7 protein-coding genes and 1 pseudogene are annotated in these 18,167 nt (G+C 47.6%); 6 read left to right on the forward strand and 2 right to left on the reverse strand.

All coding sequences use genetic code 11. The features are described 5' to 3' along the window. Positions 1-84 precede the first annotated feature (84 nt). Positions 85-1,299 (reverse strand): PucR family transcriptional regulator, encoded by a 1,215-nt coding sequence (locus HMPREF2909_RS00500; protein WP_071414829.1) that lies wholly within the window; start codon positions 1,297-1,299, stop codon positions 85-87. A gap of 87 nt (positions 1,300-1,386) precedes the next feature. Beyond that, positions 1,387-1,983: a biotin transporter BioY gene (locus HMPREF2909_RS00505; protein WP_022856764.1), complete on the reverse strand. Its 597-nt coding sequence runs from the start codon at positions 1,981-1,983 to the stop codon at positions 1,387-1,389. Positions 1,984-2,245: 262 nt separating this feature from the next. On the opposite strand from HMPREF2909_RS00505, the gene HMPREF2909_RS00510 reads away from it, so the two are divergent. From HMPREF2909_RS00510 to HMPREF2909_RS00535, 6 genes and pseudogenes are all read left to right on the forward strand, one after another. Beyond that, positions 2,246-3,178, forward strand: a complete 933-nt coding sequence (locus HMPREF2909_RS00510) for a biotin--[acetyl-CoA-carboxylase] ligase (protein ID WP_148130756.1) — start codon at positions 2,246-2,248, stop codon at positions 3,176-3,178. Between the two features lie 21 nt (positions 3,179-3,199). Then, complete coding sequence (locus HMPREF2909_RS00515) at positions 3,200-5,233, forward strand: acetyl/propionyl/methylcrotonyl-CoA carboxylase subunit alpha (protein ID WP_084797173.1); 2,034 nt, start codon at positions 3,200-3,202, stop codon at positions 5,231-5,233. Then, positions 5,234-6,844 (forward strand): acyl-CoA carboxylase subunit beta, encoded by a 1,611-nt coding sequence (locus HMPREF2909_RS00520; protein ID WP_071414831.1) that lies wholly within the window; start codon positions 5,234-5,236, stop codon positions 6,842-6,844. Between the two features lie 53 nt (positions 6,845-6,897). After that, positions 6,898-16,203, forward strand: a complete 9,306-nt coding sequence (locus HMPREF2909_RS00525) for a type I polyketide synthase (protein ID WP_071414832.1) — start codon at positions 6,898-6,900, stop codon at positions 16,201-16,203. Between the two features lie 118 nt (positions 16,204-16,321). Beyond that, a pseudogene (locus HMPREF2909_RS00530) lies at positions 16,322-16,843 on the forward strand (carbohydrate ABC transporter permease); the annotation flags it as partial. 2 nt (positions 16,844-16,845) lie between these two features. Next, positions 16,846-17,577, forward strand: coding sequence for a YesL family protein (locus tag HMPREF2909_RS00535; RefSeq protein WP_256375675.1), 732 nt, complete (start codon positions 16,846-16,848; stop codon positions 17,575-17,577). Positions 17,578-18,167 lie beyond the last annotated feature (590 nt).

Raw genomic sequence — 18,167 nt, forward strand, 5'->3', positions numbered from 1 at the left:
TAATCGGTTAAGTAGGGGGGGAGAAGGGTATGGAGCAGGGGGGGACAGGAGTTCAGGTGACGCGCGTAAAGAAGAACTCCCCAATTACTGATGCATAAGAGCTAAAGCATCCTTATGCAGGCCAATCTTAATAGCGGTTAATAAAACATACGCTTCATGAGAATCGGTGGCATCCCATCCAGTGAGTTGAACGGACTTTTTGAGACGATAACGAATTGTATTAGGGTGCACATTCAAAGCACGAGCAGTTTTTTCCAAAGAAAAACTAGTGAATAAATAATTCTTCAGTGTAGAAAGAATCTGCGTTTTGTGCTCCTCTTTCTTCATAGGAGCATAAACCTTATCATAGAGCTCATCTTGAGCATCAACGTCTCCGAAAAGCGCACGTTCAGCAAGTAAATCTTCTGCACGCATAGGATTTGGATGGTCAGGGTAAGCAAAACGAGCCTTAAAACCATTCACCGCAGCACGCAAAGATGCCGAAGCTCCTTCCAAACGTGAGCGTACAGGACCATAGCATACAGCAGGAATTTTTTCGAAGAGCTCAGTCATCACTTCTAAGAAAGGCTGACGAGAAGATTCTTCACCCATTCCCATTAAAAGAATAGTGTAGGAGTCATGAGAAGTAATGCAGGCTTGTCCGCCAAGCTTCAAAATAGCATTACGAAAATCAGCTTGAATAAAACTGGAATGTAAACTGTTCGAGGTATCAAAATTACCCACCACTCCAAAGAAACGTTCAGCTGGTTGCCATTTAAAATTGGCTATACGTGATTGAAGAGAAGGGGAGTAGTCCTGATTGAGTAGGGACTCAATAATAAATGCTTCATCGCGTGTATCCCAAATACTTCGTGTAGCTGCAACTCGTCCGTAAATACGTGCTGCAGAAAAGGCTGCTTCGCGCGAAAAATACATAGCTGCTCGCACATATGCTGCTTCCTGGCCTGCAGGAGCAAATAATTCAATATGATCTTCGATAATATCTACAACAATGCGAATAGCATCAATCACGTTTTCTAAAGTAATCTCGAAGGTAGTTTCGAGCGGAGCTAAGTTAAATAAATTATCGGCAGAAATATGTTCGTGATGAGTTTTATCTAAAGCATGGGTGCGCGTGTATTCTACGTAATCAGTAACAGCAGTGAGCAGAATAATGCGTAAATATTCTGCTTCTTTTGCTCCTAGATTTCTGTACCAATCTGTCTGAGCATAACATACGTCAAGGCAGCTAATAACAATAAACTCAACGGCTTCGCGCGTTTGTGTATCGAGAGTATCGAACTGAGGTGAACCAGTCATAAAGATATGCTCCATTCTGCCTTGTTGTGGTAAGCGTGCGCTATAAGAACGCACGCTTACCATTCTATAAGAAAAAACACAGTGTTATTAATGCTTACGAGCAGAACTGATAAAACCGATGCCCAAGGTAACAACAATAGCAATCACAGCTTTAATAATATCGAAAGTAACAAAGCCGAGAGAAGCGGTCATCAAAGCTGTCCACGACATGCCGGTAACCACGGACTGCACAGAAACGCCAACGCTGTAGAGGAAAATCATGCAGCCAATAATTAAAGCAGCAAAATATCCGAGAGTGCGTAGAACAGAAGAAGAGATTAGCGAGCGGATTGCGCTAATCAGAGCGTGAGAAATAACAACAGCTGGCAGGAATCCCCAGATAAAGCCACTGCTTGGTCCAAGCAAAGCAGCAGTGCTCATACCGCCAGAGAAAACAGGTGCTCCCAAAGCGCCTACAGTAATATATGAGGCAACAACGCTCACAGCTTCTACCTGAGAAAGATTCAGTGCCACAAGCATGAGAACGAAGGTCTGCATAGTAATGCCAACCTGTGTGCCCGGAATAGATACCTTGCCAGCCAAGCCTGCAGCAATAAAGAGAAGAGTAAACAAAGCGTACTTGGTAACAGAGAAGTTCTTAAAAGCCTTTGTAACGAAAGCATATAAATTTGAGGAAGTGAACAATTTTTATCCTTAAGACGAAGGGAAAGTCATAGGTGAATGACTTAGAGACATGCTACAAAACATTAAAGACGAATTGCAAGTCGAAACGTGGAAAATGCTGGAAATAAGCCGATATTATCTATTCTATTTATGTATAAGAGGTGAAGAGAAAAAATGTATTTGTATATAATCCACAAAACACGCGCATGAAATTTTGTGATTTTATCCATAGGATAATTCAGTTTTTATTGGTAGTTTTATATAAAGTTGTGAAGGAGACTATGTGGACTTATGTGAACACATGAGTGCGGTTACTGTTTCATCGGTCAAACAGTGGCAACACTACCAAACCATAGATTCTACGAATCTAGCGGCTTTACGCTACCTGCGCAAAGCAGATGCATTGTATCTGAGCAGTGCGGGCGAGAAGCCAGAAATACATACGATAATCAGCGCGAACGAGCAAACTCGTGGGCGTGGTCGTATGGGAAGAAACTGGGTAAGTAAGCGCAATCAAGGACTGTATGCCAGTTATATCTGTGTGATGTCTCGCAATTTCTACGATCAGCATGGCGCATGGTTGTCTACGGTTGCAGGAATAGGCGCATTGGAAGCTCTTCGCGAACTCAGCGGTGTGCAGGTTCAATTGAAATGGCCTAATGACCTTTATATCACTGATAAAAAACTAGGCGGTATTTTGTGCGAAAGTATCGTCGATGAGCAGGCTGAGCTTGTGCATGTTGTTGTGGGTATAGGAATTAATCTTCAATCCACTCCTAATCTGGATGCTCACAGCGATGTTCCTTATGTTGCAACATCTTTGGCACAGTGGGCGAGTAAAGACATCGTCTGTGACGATTCCTTGACGTGCGCATTAATAGAACGCATTGCGTATTATCTCAATAATCATTTAGCTCAGTATGATGCTGCTGCAATGCATGAGCTAGCTAAAGAATACAGTGCAACTATAGGCCGCCATATTATTGTGCAGTCTGTAGATGGTAGTCAGTATGAGGCTCAGGCAATTGATATTGCTGCCGATGGTGCTTTGGAAGTTCTTCCCGTGTCTGCTGCTCATGGCGATATTCAAAAGAATTATGCGGCCAATTCAATCGGAGATAATCCACACTCAGTTTTTATTCACGTAGGCGATGTGCTCCATGCGCGTCTTGCTTCAGGCGAGAATCCTACACTGTCCATCAATCAGAACGAGTAGAAAAGGAAATAAGAGGACATAATGAAAAAACTCTTAATTGCTAATCGCGGTGAAATTGCCCTGCGCGTTATTCGTACCGCGCGCGAAATGGGTATTGCCACTGTGGCAATCTATTCTGATCAAGATCGCAACGCTCCTTACGTGGACCGTGCAGATGAAGCTTTCCACTTGCCTGGCGATACATATAACGAAACATATTTGAATATGGATCGAATTGTGGACATATGTGAGCGCAGTGGCGCGGACGCAATTCATCCTGGATATGGATTTTTGTCGGAAAACTCTACTTTTGCTCAGAAAGTATTGGACGCAGACATTGTGTGGGTGGGACCTCGTCCAGAAGTTCTTGACGATTTGGGTGATAAAATTATTGCTCGCCGTTTTGCTGAACGTGCGCAGGTAACTCCTGTTCCTGGAATTTCTGATCCTGTAAGCGATGTGCATACGCTGATTTCTTTCTGCGATGAGCATGGTTACCCAGCGATGATGAAACGTGCTGATGGCGGTGGCGGCCGCGGTATTACTGTGGTGCGCACAGAAGACGATTTGCGTACCTTCTTTATGAGTCATGACTCTTTGCAAGGCGGCGACCTCGATAAGTATTTTATTGAGAAGTTCGTTAGCGAAGCTCGACACGTGGAAACACAGTGCGGACGTGATTCTTTCGGCACTTTTACTGTGTATTCTACACGTGACTGCTCGGTTCAGCGCCGCAATCAAAAGTTGATTGAAGAAGCTCCTGCACCGTTTTTGAGTGATGTAGTAGAAGAAAAACTGCGCGTTTTTTCGCAACGTTTGTTCGATACTGCTGGTTACGAGGGTTTAGGAACCTGTGAGTTTATGGTTACCCCTCATGATGACGTGTACTTCTTGGAAGTAAACCCTCGTTTGCAAGTGGAACATACCGTTTCGGAAGAAGTATGCGGTATTGATTTGGTCCGTGAGCAGCTGACGATTGCATCTGGCGGTTCTTTAACTGTTCCAGATAAAATGCGCGGACATAGCTTTGAATTGCGTATTACCAGCGAAGACCCTGAGAAAAACTTAACTCCAGGTTCGGGAGTTATTGAGAAGATTGCTCTGCCTTTAGGTCCTGGTATTCGCGTTGATTTTGGTGTGGCTCAGGGAGATACTATTTCTCCAAAATATGATTCCATGATGGGCAAGATTATTGTGACGGCAGCAACGCGCGATATGGCTATTGCTCGTGTGCATCGTGCGATTTCTGAGTTTCAGTTAGAAGGCGTGCCAACTCCGATTGCTTTGTATGACGAGATTTTTGCGCATGATGATTTTACAGCTAAAGGACGTTCCGCGCAGTTTAATGTGACTACCAAGTGGTTGGAAAACACCTTTATGAATGAGCACGCCAAGGCTACACGTGCAGGTCAGCCACATAGTGTGCTTGACCGTTCGGTCAATTCTGTGGAGCCAAGCGAACTTGGTTCTATGCGTGCAAATTCCCAGATTGGAAGTTCTCGCGATGTGCATAACACCACCTTTGTGGTGGAAGTAGATGACCGTCGCATGAAGATTTCCGTACCAGATTATGTGATTGCTGCTGTATCGACATCGCATAGGCCTATTGCAAACCGCAAGACACAGCCTTTGCGTGGTGCTGGTTTGAACATCACGGCATCGAGTAGTGAGAATACTCACGGTAGCTTAGTTGGTTCTAATGGTGAAATTAAAGCACCTATGCAGGCTGTGGTCACACGTGTGAATGTGGCTGTGAGCCAGCAAGTGGCTAAGGGTGATCTGCTTGTGGTTCTCGAATCTATGAAGATGGAAAACTACGTGTACTCTCCTATCGCCGGCACAATTTCAGAAATCTACGTGGGGCCAGCAGATGGCGTTGACGCGGGAGAATCTTTGCTCAAGGTCGATATGAATGCTGCGAACAAGAGTGCAGAGTCTGGCGACAATGAGGAGAGCAAAGATGGTGCGGTTGGAGAAGGCGCGAACTTAGGTGCAAGCTCAGTCGCAGTCTCAGGTGCAAGCTCAGTAGCGATCTCAGGCGCAAGCGACAAATCGGCAAACAAGGAGGAGAAGTAAATGGTTAATTCTGCAAGCTTAGATTCCTTGGCATGGGCATCGTCATCGATTATTGCCGGAGATTCGCATCAGCCATTGCGCACGGAAATTCGCCGTGCAGCACAATTGGCGTACGATAGCGAAGACCATGCGCGCGCACGTCAGCATCCTAAAGGAAAATACACGGCTCGCGAGCGTCTCGACTTATTGTTTGACTCCAACACTTTTATGGAGATTGGTCGATTCGCAGGCGGCAATATTAATAAGGGTGTGGCCGGCAGCGCGGTTGTGACTGGTTTTGGCATGATTCGCGGGCGTAAAGTGGGAGTTTATGCGCAAGATTTCTCTGTGCGCGGCGGCACCATGGGTGAGGCTGAGGGTGAGAAAATCTGCCACCTGCTGGATATGGCTATGGATATGAAGGTTCCTGTTATTGCTTTGATTGATTCGGGTGGAGCTCGAATTCAGGAAGGCGTAACTGCGCTTACCCAGTATGGCCGCATTTTCAAAAAGACGTGTGAGGCTTCGGGGTATATACCTCAGATTTCGCTGATTTTGGGGCCATGTGCGGGTGGGGCTGTGTATTGCCCAGCATTAACCGACATGATTGTGATGACCAAAGAAAACTCATATATGTTCGTTACCGGTCCAGAAGTTGTAAAAGAAGCTACCGGCGAGCGCATTTCTATGGATGATTTGGGTGGCGGTTATGTGCATAACGCGCAATCAGGCGTAGCACATTATTTAGGCGAAGATGAAGCCGATGCCATTGATTATGTGCGCACCGTTTTGGCATACTTACCAAATAGTTGTGATGAAAAACCTCCTGTGTACCCGTATTCTAACGGTCATGCAGAAGATGATGCAGCTAAACGTATCGGCACGATTGTGCCAGATAATGATCGTCAACCTTATGATGTGGTTGATGTTATTCACTGCCTCGTTGATTATGGTGAGTTCCTTGAAGTGCACGAACTATTCGCTCCGTCAGTAGTCATCGGTTTCGCCTGTATTAAAGGACAAAGCGTAGGTATTGTGGCTAATCAACCAGCAGTGCGCGCGGGCATTTTAGACGTTGATTCTTCAGAAAAATTAGCTCGCTTTGTGCGCTTATGCGATGCATTTAACTTGCCAGTTATCACTTTGGTCGATGTGCCAGGCTATAAGCCAGGAAGCGATCAAGAACATGCTGGAATTATTCGCCGTGGAGCTAAAGTTATTTACGCTTACGCGAATGCACAAGTGCCTTTGATTACCATTATTATGCGTAAAGCATTTGGTGGCGCATATATTGTGATGGGTTCGAAATCAATGGGTGCAGATTTCAATTTTGCATGGCCAAACTCGCAAATTGCTGTGCTCGGCGCTCGAGGAGCAGTCAATATTATTCACCGTAAAGAGCTGCGTAAAGCGCGCGATAACGGGGACGATGTAGACGTTCTGCGTGTTCAACTGGTTGCGCAGTACGAGGACAGCACAGTCAACGCAAATCTATCGCTCGAAAAAGGGGAGATAGACGCCATGATTGATCCTGCTCAAACCCGAGACATGATTGAAAAATCTCTCGTTCTCCTGTCTGATAAAAAAGCAGAACGTCCTCATCATCGCCGTCATGGTAATCAGCCTCTCTAAACAAAATTTACAGACTTTTATAACTCGAAAAAGATAGAAACAAAGGAATAATAATGTCTCAATCATGGATGAAGCGTGTAGAAACAGAAGCTTTTGCTCTGCTCTTTGGCGGACAATCTACACCATGGACCACAGCTCTACATGATTTATCTCAGAACGCTCATATCTTTGAACGTGTTGCGCGCGTGGTTGACGCTTCTCAAACGCTAATCAGCCCAGTAGCAGCAGACGCGCTCGCTATTGCAGGTCGTCGTATTGATGTGCTTAGTTATGCAAGCTCCTCTCCTGTACTTGGAGTAGCAGCTCAAGCTCAGGTTTCTGTGCCAGGTATTGCTGCCTCTCAACTTGGTGTTGTGCTCGATATGATGGATTTGGGTATTAATCTCAACTCAAAAACGCTTGTTTCTGTTCATGGTCATTCTCAGGGTGTTATTGCTGTGGAGCTTGTGCGCGTACTTGCTGCCGCTCAAGCAGGAACGCTGAGCCAAGACGAGGCAGACGAGAAACTGGCTGCTTTGCTTGCTATTGCGCGTTTGATTGGGCTAGCAGCTGCACGCACAGCTAGTGACGCTCATATGAACAGTGCCAGCGAAGCCACCGAAATGCTTTCTGTGAAGGGCGCTACCCGTGAACAGATTGACGCGCTGATTGCTCGCGTAAAGAATGCTCGCGGTCCATTGTCTGTGGCCGTGAAGAACTCTGCTAGCCACTGGGTATTGTCTGGATATCCAAGCGATTTGCAGACCGTTTTCGAACAAGTACAGCGTGAACATAATCATCAGGACGCTTTGCGCTCGGCTAAAGTGCGCGGCGGTAGCGTTTTCAATCCTCAGATGGAATATTTGGAAGTATCTGTTCCATTCCATAGCCCATTAATGGCTGATGCTGTTGAGCAGGTCGTAACTTGGGCACAGGCGTGTGGTTTGGATGTGAACAGCGCTCGCACTTTGGCTCAGCAAGTATTAGTAGATCCAGTTGATTGGGCTGCAGATATTGACTCTATTGTGCGCTCTGAAGGCGTGGATGCTGCTCAGTTATGGCTCGTTGATATGGGTCCTGGCTCTACTATTGGTAAGCTGGCTACTGCTCTTATTGATGGTACTGGTGCTGGCGTGATTAGCGCTGCTACAGCAGAAGATCGAGTAGCTCTTATTACTGAGGGCACTGAGTATGAGCGCACTACCAATTGGGTTGATTTTGCACCAGAAGTTATTGAAACCGGTCGCGGTAAGCAGGTGGTAACATCCTTTACTCGCTTAACAGGTCGCGCTCCTATTTTGTTGGCAGGTATGACGCCAACCACAGTAGATGCTGAACTGGTTGCAGCCGCAGCAAATGCTGGTTACTGGGCAGAAATGGCTGGCGGCGGTCAGGTAACTGAAGCTGTGTTCGACGCTCATATGGCTGATTTAGAGCAGCTTCTCGAAGAAGGTCGCACAATTGAATTTAACACCATGTTTATGGATCGTTATTTGTGGGGACTGCAGTTTGGTTCTCAGCGTATTGTGTCGAAGAAGCGTGCTTCTGGCGCTCCTATTGATGGTGTGATTATTTCTGCAGGCATTCCTGAATTTGAGGAAGCCGTTGACTTAATCCACAACCTGCAGGCTGATGGCTTCCCATATGTGGGCTTTAAGCCAGGAACTGTGGACCAGATTAAGCAGGTTATTCGCATTGCTCAGGCTGTTCCAGAAACCAAGATTCTTATGGAGGTTGAAGGCGGTATTGCAGGCGGTCATCATTCATGGGAAAGCTTGGATGATTTGCTGCTCAACACCTATGCTCGTGTGCGTGAAAATAACAATATTGTGCTTATTGTGGGTGGCGGTATTGGCGCACCTGAGCGTGCTGCAGATTATATTTCGGGTAGCTGGTCTCATGCATACGATATGCCATCAATGCCAGTAGACGGTGTGCTTGTTGGCACTGCTGCTATGACAGCGAAGGAAGCACATACCAGCCCACAGGTGAAGGATTTCCTTGTTCAAACTCCTGGTATTACCGAGTTTGAGAAGAACGATGCTCCTTTCGCTCCTCGCGGAGAAAGTTGGGTTCCAGCAGGCGGACATGTGGGTGGAGTTGCCTCTGGTCTGTCTCATTTGCATGCAGATATTTATGAGATTGAAAACTCTTCTGCTCAAGCAGGACGTTTGATTGCACACGTTGATAAGAACCCTGAAGAGCTTGTAACGCGCCGTGACGAGATTATTGAGGCTATTAATAAAACGTCTAAGCCATTCTTTGGTGAGGTAGAGGAGATGACCTACCTTGAGATGGTGCAGCGTTTTGCTGACTTGAGCTACCCATGGGCAGACTCAACCTATGTGGATCGTTTCTTGCATTTACTCCAGCGCGTAGAGGCACGAACTATTGATATGGATCATGGTGAGTTTGAGTCTATTTTTGCTGGCGTAGATGATGTGCGCGAACCAGCTGCAGCTATTGAGCGCTTGGTAGAAGCATACCCACAGGCAGCAGATATGAAGGTTAGCGCTACTGATGCTGCTTGGCTTCCACGCTTGTGCCGTGAATATCCAAAGCCAATGCCATTCGTTCCAGTTATTGATGGTGATTTATTGCACTGGTGGGGTCAAGATCAGCTGTGGCAGTCAGAAGACGCTCGATACAGCGCTGATTCTGTGCGTATTATTCCTGGACCAGTTTCTGTGGCAGGTATTACCACTAAAGATGAACCAATTGCTGATATTTTAGGTCGCTTTGAAAACGCATGCATTAACCGTGTTGCCGCTGAAAAGACGGATGATGCGCGCAACGCCTACTCAGGATTGGCTGATTCTGATAGCCCAGAAGACTTTATTCGCCAAGCTCCAACCATCTCGTGGGTAGGTCATGTGATGGATAACCCTGCCTACCAGTCTGTGGAAAGCGATGGTTACTACGAGATTAAGCCAGTAGGCAAGAAAGACGGTTGGCTCCAGTTTGACTTAGATATTCATCTCGATACTTTCTGGGATAACGATCCAGATGGCGGATTGAGCAAGCATGCAGTGCGCGATATTGTGGTGCCTTTGAATATGAACCCATCGCAGCCTGGACGTATGCCAATTGTGGATGGTGAGCGTTTATCTCAGCATGTTTACACTATGCTTGCAGCCGCTGCAGGTATTGGAAATACTGCTATTACAGGCGATAAGCTCGAAGCAATGCCTCAGATTGTGCCATCGAGTGAAGAACAGAAGGCTCAGCGACCATTCGGTACCGCTCACAGCTCCTACACCTTGAGTGCAAACCTCGGTTTCGACCATCAGGCAGCAACAGGTGGCGCGTTACCAAGCGATCTGGTAACCAGTGTTATTGCTCCAGATGCTTTGGTGGGACCAGCATGGCCAGCAATTTATGCTGCTCTTGGCTCCGTATATATTGGCACAATGCCAATTATTGAAGGTCTGCTCAATGCAGTTCATTTGGATCATATGATGGCATTGCGCGTAAGTGAAGGCGAACTGCTTTCTCATACCGGTGAAACTATTCACTTGACCAGTTGGGCAGAACAATACGCTGAATCGGCATCTGGACGTGTGGTGACCATTCACGTGCAGCACACCACAGAAGAAGGAACAGTGCTGGCAGACGAAGTTGAGCGTTTTGCAATTCGCGGACGCGCATACTCCAGCGCTTTGCCTGTAACCGTGCCAGCTTATGGTGGGGTAGAAGGAGAGGTAGAAGAAACTCCTCGCCGCCTATTGCGTCGCGTGAATGTAACAGCTCCAGACGATATGACCGCTTTTGCTCGCACTTCTGGTGACTTTAACCCAATTCACACATCCGTGCGAGGTGCTCGTGTGAGTGGTTTGACTGCTCCGCTTGTTCACGGCATGTGGTTGTCTGCAACAGCTCAGCATGCTGTGCAAAGCACTGATAGCAAGGGTGCTCATTGGGAGATTGAAGGCTGGACCTACACCATGTATGGCATGGTACAGCTCAATGATGAAGTAGAAATTTCTATTGAGCGCGTGGGCAAGGTGCGTCGCGGTGGCTTAGTTCTCGAAGTAACCAGCCGTGTGAACAAAGAAATTGTTTCTGTGGGAACGGCTATTGTGCGCACTCCAGAAAGCGCATATGTGTATCCTGGCCAGGGTGTGCAAAGTCAAGGCATGGTGCTTGATGAGCGTGCATCCTCACCAGCAGCTCGCGATGTGTGGGAACGTGCAGATAAAGTAACGCGCGACAAGCTTGGATTCTCCATTTTGGCTATGGTACGCGATAACCCAACCGAATTGACGGCAAAGGGCGTAACATATCGTCATCCTGAAGGTTTGCTCAACTTGACGCAGTTTACGCAGGTGGCTTTGGCTACCGTAGCTTTTGCTCAGAGCGCTCGCATGCGCGAAGCAGGAGTAACCTTTGAGCCTGCATACTTCGCTGGACACTCCTTAGGTGAATACAATGCTTTGGGTGCTTTTGCCCAGATTATTCCTTTGGAAACTGTGGTAGAACTCGTCTTCCATCGCGGTTCGGCTATGCATCACCTCATTGAACGTGATGCGAAGGGTCGTTCCAACTATCGCATGGGAGCGTTGCGACCAAACCAATTCGGCGTTACCGATGCGACGGTGAAGGATTACATTGCGGGTGTGGCGAAGGAGTCTGGTGAATTCTTGGAGATTGTGAACTACAATCTGGCTGGATCCCAGTACGCTATTGCTGGAACTATCGCCGGTTTGGAATACCTCAACCGCGATGCTTCAGCTCGTGCTCAGGCTGCAGGTGGTAAGCGTCCATTCATGTACGTTCCAGGAATTGATGTGCCATTCCATTCCTCAAAGTTACGTTCAGGCGTGCCAGAGTTCCGCGATAAGCTAGATGCTCTGCTGCCAGCACACATTGACTACTCCATTTTGGAAGGCCGCTATATTCCTAACCTTGTAGCTCGTCCATTCGAGATGACGAAGGACTTCGCTCGCTCAATTCTTGAGGTTGTGCCTTCTGAGCGTTTGCAGGCTGCTCTCGATGATGATGCTGTGTGGAACGAGTATGCTGCTGATGACCAAAAGCTCGGACGTTTGCTCTTAACTGAGCTGCTCAGCTGGCAGTTTGCTTCTCCTGTGCGTTGGATTGAAACTCAGGCTTTGCTCTTTACTCCTCGTGAGCTTGGCGGTTTGGGAGTAGACAATTATGTTGAAGTTGGCTTGGGTAACGCTCCAACTTTGGCGAATATGGGTGCGCGCACTTTGAAGCTGCCTCAGTTTGCTCACTTACAAACAACCGTATATAACGTAGGTCGCGATGAAGCTCGCGTATATCTGACTGATAACGACGCTGACTCCCTTATTAAGAGCGCTGCTCCAGTAGAGGAAACTCCTACTCCTGCTTCTGCTGCTCCGGTAGCTGCCGCTCCTTCTGTTCCTTCTGTTCCTTCCGCGCCTGTAGCTGCTGCGGGAGCCGCACCTGCAGAAGATATTACTTTCACAGCATCTGATGCTATCGCTACACTGCTCGCATACAGTGCAAAACTGCGTCCAGAACAAATTGGAGACACAGATACAACCGACAGCTTAACGAACGGTGTATCATCCAAGCGCAATCAGCTGCTTATGGATATTAGCTCTGAACTGTCTGTAGCCAGCGTAGAAGGTGCGGCAGAAGCAACCGTCGGCTCGCTGTACGGTATTGTTAATGTAGCAGCTCCTCACTATAAGGCTTTCGGTCCAGTTTTGAGCGATGCTGTGCGTGAACGTTTGCACGCACTGTTCGGCGCTGCAGGCGTAAAACCAACACAGATTGCTAAGCGCGTTAACGGAGCATGGGGCTTAGGCGATGGCTGGGTATCTGCCGTTACAGCAGATATCGTGCTAAATACGCGCGAAGGTTCTAGCTCTCGCGGCGGTGATTTGGCTAGCTTACCAACCGAAGCTGTTTCTAATGCAGCCGGAGCAGACGCTCTGATTGACGCTGCTGTACAAGAAGTAGCAGCCTCTCGAGGCGTAACAGTAGCAATGGCTAGCGCAGGAGCAGGTTCTGCTGGAGCAGTAGTTGATTCTGCTGCTTTGAACGAGTTTGCTGACAAACTGACCGGCGAGAACGGCGTTTTGGCTCAAACTGCTCGCTTTTTTTTGCAGCAGATTGGCGCTACCCCTGAACCAGCTGCACTTCACAGCGATGAAAACGCTGCTGTTATTGAAGCAGTAGAAACTGAGCTGGGTCGTAACTGGGTAAAGCAGGTAGAGCCTCGCTTTGACGCTCGTAAAGCTATGTTGATTGATGATCGCTGGGCAAGCGCTCGCGAAGATTTGGCACATATGTATGCTCAGGCAGATATGTCGTATGCTTCTCATGCATTCGAAGGTGCAGGTTCTGCTCTTGCTGCTCAAGCAGCATGGTATGCTCAGCGTGCTCAAGCAGATGGCAACGGTCAGCTGGCAGACGCATTCAAGCAGATTGCTCAGCGTGCCAGCTCAGCTCTAGATGCTGCACATGCTCAGTTTGCATCGGATGTAGCAGTAGTAACGGGCGTGTCTTCTCACTCAATTGCAGGTGAAGTAGTGGCAGCTCTGCTCGCAGGTGGTGCAACAGTTATTGCAACCAGCCACAGCTTTAAGCCAAGCGTTAAGCAGTGGGCGAAGGATGTATATCGTACGCATGCAGTTGCTGGCGCACAACTGTGGCTCGTACCAGCAAACTTGTCGAGCTTCCGCGATGTGGATGCTCTTGTACAGTGGGTGGGCACTGAGCAGAAGGAAACACATGGTGCAACTACAACTGTGGTGAAACCAGCGTTGGGCCCAACATTGTTCTTCCCATTCGCAGCTCCTCCAGTACACGGTACGTTGGCTGATTCGGGTGAGCTCTTCGAATCTCAAGCTCGTCTGATGCTGTGGGGTGTGGAGCGTGCTATTGCAGGATTTGCTCCACTGGGCACCGAAACAAATGTGGCTCATCGTTTGCACGTTGTTTTGCCAGGTTCTCCAAACCGCGGTATTTTCGGCGGTGACGGTGCATATGGTGAAGTGAAGTCTGCTTTCGACGCCATCGTAACGCGTGCACATGCAGAAACTGATTGGTCACAGCACGTAACCTTTGCTCATCCTCGTATTGGTTGGGTTCGTGGAACTGGTCTTATGGGTGGAAATGATCCACTCGTAGAAGTTGTTGAATCACGCGGAGTACGCACCTACACCACAGCTGAGATGGCAGAAGAACTTATCAATCTGTCCACTCCAGAAGCACGTCGTTTGGCAGCTCAGTCTCCACTGAGCGTGGACTTGACCGGTGGCTTAGGTAATGAGCCACTCAATATTACTGAACTGCGCGAAGAAGCTATGGCTCGTGCTGCTCAAGACGCTGCTTCTGAGACTGCGCAGAGCGCACAAGGTACTGTGATTAAGGCTCTGCCAACGCCAGAAATTCCAACTCAGACTGCTTCTCATGCTTCGGATTGGACGCAGGTAAGCGCTCGCCCTGAAGATGAAGTGGTGATTGTGAATATTGGTGAGTTGGGTCCTTGGGGCTTTGGCCGCACCCGTGTTCAAGCTGAATTGGGTATTCACTCCGATGGTTCTGTTGATTTGAATTCCACTGGTGTTCTTGAATTAGCATGGAATATGGGCTTGATTTCTTGGGCAGACGCTCCAGAACCAGGCTGGTACGATGTGGACGGCAATATTGTTCCAGAAGGAGATATTTACGAACGCTTCCATGACGAGGTTGTGGCTCGAAGCGGTATTCGACCATTCGATGACGGTATGGGCAATGATTTTACTCACGGAACGAATGAAGATGCTGCTGAAGTCTTCCTCGACCACGACATTAGTTTCGCTGTGGCTGATGAGAAGACCGCGCGTGAATATGTGGATGCAGACGAAACACATACTAGCATTGTGTTTGATGAAGAAAATGGCGAGTGGATTGTTACCCGCATACAAGGTGCTTCCGTTCACGTTCCACGCCGCACAACCATGACACGCACAGTAGGTGGTCAGTTCCCAGAAGGCTTCGACCCAACTCGTTGGGGTATTCCAAGCTCCATGGTGGGAGATGTGGATCAGATTGCACTGTGGAATATTGTGACAGCTGTAGATGCCTTTATTTCTGCAGGCTTCACACCGGCAGAGATTTTGCAGTCGATTCACCCATCGCAGGTGGCCAGCACGCAGGGCACAGGCTTTGGTGGTATGTCGTCTATGCGCAAGCTCTACTTGGATCGCTACCTGAACAAGGATTATCCAAGCGATATTCTGCAGGAAGCTTTGCCAAATGTGGTTGCCGCTCATGTGATGCAGTCCTACATTGGTGGTTACGGCAACATGATTCAGCCAGTATCTGCATGCGCAACCGCAGCAGTATCTGTCGAAGAAGGCTTCGACAAGATTAAGTTGGGCAAGGCTGATTTCGTGGTAGCTGGTGCTATTGACGATATTGGTACCGAATCTGTGAACGGTTTCGGCTACATGAACGCTACAGCAAACTCGCAGGAGATGTACGACAAGGGTATTGAAGCTCGCTTCTTCTCCCGTGCAAACGATCGTCGCCGCGGCGGCTTCGTGGAAGCACAGGGTGGTGGTACCGTTTTGATGACTCGCGGTGACATCGCGTTGAAGCTCGGTCTGCCAGTTGCTGGTGTGATTGCTTACGTTCGCTCCTTCGCAGACGGTGCTCACACCTCGATTCCAGCTCCAGGTTTGGGTGCTTTGGCGGCAGCTCAGGGTGGCGAGCATTCTCAGCTCGTACGCGACTTGGCTCAGTTGGGTGTGTCTGCAGACGACATCGCCGTGGTGTCCAAGCACGATACCTCCACCAACGCCAACGATCCAAACGAGTCTGAACTGCACAATACTGTGGCGAGGGCGATTGGGCGCAGTGAGGGCAACCCTCTGTATGTGATTTCGCAGAAGAGTCTGACTGGTCACGCTAAGGGTGGTGCTGCAATCTTCCAGATGCACGGCTTAACCGATGTATTCCGCACGGGAATTATTCCTGCCAATGCATCTTTGGATGTTGTAGATTCTGCTTTGGAACGCGATGATCACATGGTGTGGTTCACCAAGCCACTGCATATCGGTCATGAGCACGATATTAAGGCTGGTTTGATTACGTCCTTGGGCTTCGGTCACGTGTCTGGTTTTGTTGCTGTTGTTCATCCGGGTGCTTTCGAAGCAGCAGTGCGCAACACTGCAGGCGAGGACGCAGTAGAGCGGTGGAAGAGCCGTGCGAACGCTCGTTTGGCTGCTGGTCATCAGCACTTGGAGAAGGCTATGCGTGGTCAGGTAAGTCTCTTCGAGCAGATTGATAACCGTCGTTATCACGAGGATAAGCGCGGATACAATGCTCACGAAGTAGAGAAGGCTATGCTGCTCAATCCTCAAGCTCGCTTAGGTGAGAGCGGATACTTCGAGAAGTAAAATAATTTAGATTAGTTGCGTGTGGGGTCTAATCAGAATCTGGTTAGACCCCACATGTATATCGTGTTTATGTGAAAAAGTTGTTATCTTTTCTTACAACATTGTTTTTATATGATGTTTTGGAGAAGGGCTTATTCCGAGCTATCTTCTGATGAAAGATTTAGGTATTCTCGATACTATGTGGGTATTTATTATTCCTGGCGCTTTCAATGTTTATAACATGATTATTACGCGTTCCTTCTTTGAAACTTCTATTCCGGAAGAACTGTATGACGCTGCTCAGGTTGATGGATTACATTATTTTGGGTATTTTATGCGCGTTGTTCTTCCTCTGTCTGGAGCAATAGTTGCTGTTATCGGTTTGTATTATTTTGTTGGGCATTGGAATGACTACTTTACGGGTTTAATTTATATTCGTGATTTAGATAAACAGCCTTTGCAAAATATTTTGCAGATGATTTTGCTTTCTAACCAAACCCAGCAAGGCGCGGCTTCTATGAGTGCTTTGGAATCTCAGAACTTTGCTGATCAAATTAAATTCGGCGTGATTATTGTATCTACTCTTCCTTTGTTGATTATTTATCCGTTCTTGCAAAAGTACTTCAATAAAGGAGTGATGATTGGTGCAATTAAAGGATAGCAGTGATTGCTATACGTGAATCTGCACTAGGATACGAAAAACGATGCAGAATAATATGGATACTTTTTGTTCTGCATATGTGTTTTCTGATTCATACGCTGATGGGCTTGATTATTGCTGGTTTCTTTCCATCTTTAGCGGCAACGTACGCTACGATACGCACATGGTTTCTCGATGATGATGACCGGTGGACGTGGCGCACAGCGTGGACAGTTTTTCACGACGTATGGAAAACAGATTGTGGTGCAGCGAATCTTTTTGGATGGATGCAAGTGATGATAGGTCTTTTTCTTGGATGGGACTATTATCTGGTGCAAACGCATAACTTTGGTCATCTTTTTACAGTGGCGGTATCAGGTGTTCTTCTTGTGGTAAATATGTTCTACTGGCTGTTTGCCATCATGAGTTGGCTTATTCGCGCGCATTTTCAAGAGAATACATGGCGGATTGTGCGTATGAGCATTGCTATGAGTATTGCGCGACCTCTCTCATCTGTGTGCATTATTGTTTTTTTTGCAATTACGCTGTGGGTATGGATGCATTGGCCAGGCATTTTTATGACTTTTGGAATTATTGTGCCGTTATACGTGTGCATTGCAGCTATATATACTTTTGCTAAAATTCCTGGATTTAGTGGTGGGGTTTCGTCGAGCTTGACGGACTTAGCGGGGTTGGCAGACTTGTGTAGGTTTTTCGGTTGCATGTGCGTGGAGGCTGTGAGCGTGGCGTGCTGACAATGCTGGAGTCTGAATCTGATTCAAAAATAGGGCTACAGGTTCGTCAGCATTGTGAGCGCTGAACGCTAACGACGTTGGCGTCCGATTTTCAGGTGATATTAGCTCTTTTGCGTTCCTGAAAGTTGCTAGCGATACACGCACACAACGCTCACGTCCATAATTACGGTGAAATGAGCGCTCAGGAGTGCGTGACAGTTGGTAGCGTGGAACGCTAACAACGCTGGCGTCCTGTTTTAGGGGTGAATGAAGTCCTCGTTTGTGTGTGAATCATGGAATGCTAGAACACAGCATGATTCGTGCTATGTTTTACCCCTTTGGAAAGTGTGTACACATCTAAGTTCTGTCAATCCGCATGTTGTATCTGATGACGTGTTAAACGTGTTCTCTCTCACAGCAGTCAAACCCCTGAAAGTAGCAGTCTGTGGTCGTCCGTGTTTTTTGACTGTGTGCGATGCAACAAAAATACGAAAGCTTGAGTCTTTCGATTATTGTCTGCAGAGCAGGCTCGGTAACCTGTTTTAGTCAAGCGTGTGATGCACGAAAAGTAACACCGCTAGATAACGCGCATATTCAACCGAGTTAAGCTA

This window comes from Alloscardovia sp. HMSC034E08 (genome assembly GCF_001813415.1).
Taxonomy (GTDB): domain Bacteria; phylum Actinomycetota; class Actinomycetes; order Actinomycetales; family Bifidobacteriaceae; genus Alloscardovia; species Alloscardovia omnicolens.

Excerpts from the sequence above, each read along its gene's own strand:
- HMPREF2909_RS00500 (WP_071414829.1), bottom strand. The coding sequence starts at position 1,299 with ATGACTGGTTCACCTCAGTTCGATACTCTCGATACACAAACGCGCGAA.
- HMPREF2909_RS00515 (WP_084797173.1), top strand. The coding sequence starts at position 3,200 with ATGAAAAAACTCTTAATTGCTAATCGCGGTGAAATTGCCCTGCGCGTT.
- HMPREF2909_RS00520 (WP_071414831.1), top strand. The coding sequence starts at position 5,234 with ATGGTTAATTCTGCAAGCTTAGATTCCTTGGCATGGGCATCGTCATCG.
- HMPREF2909_RS00525 (WP_071414832.1), top strand. The coding sequence starts at position 6,898 with ATGTCTCAATCATGGATGAAGCGTGTAGAAACAGAAGCTTTTGCTCTG.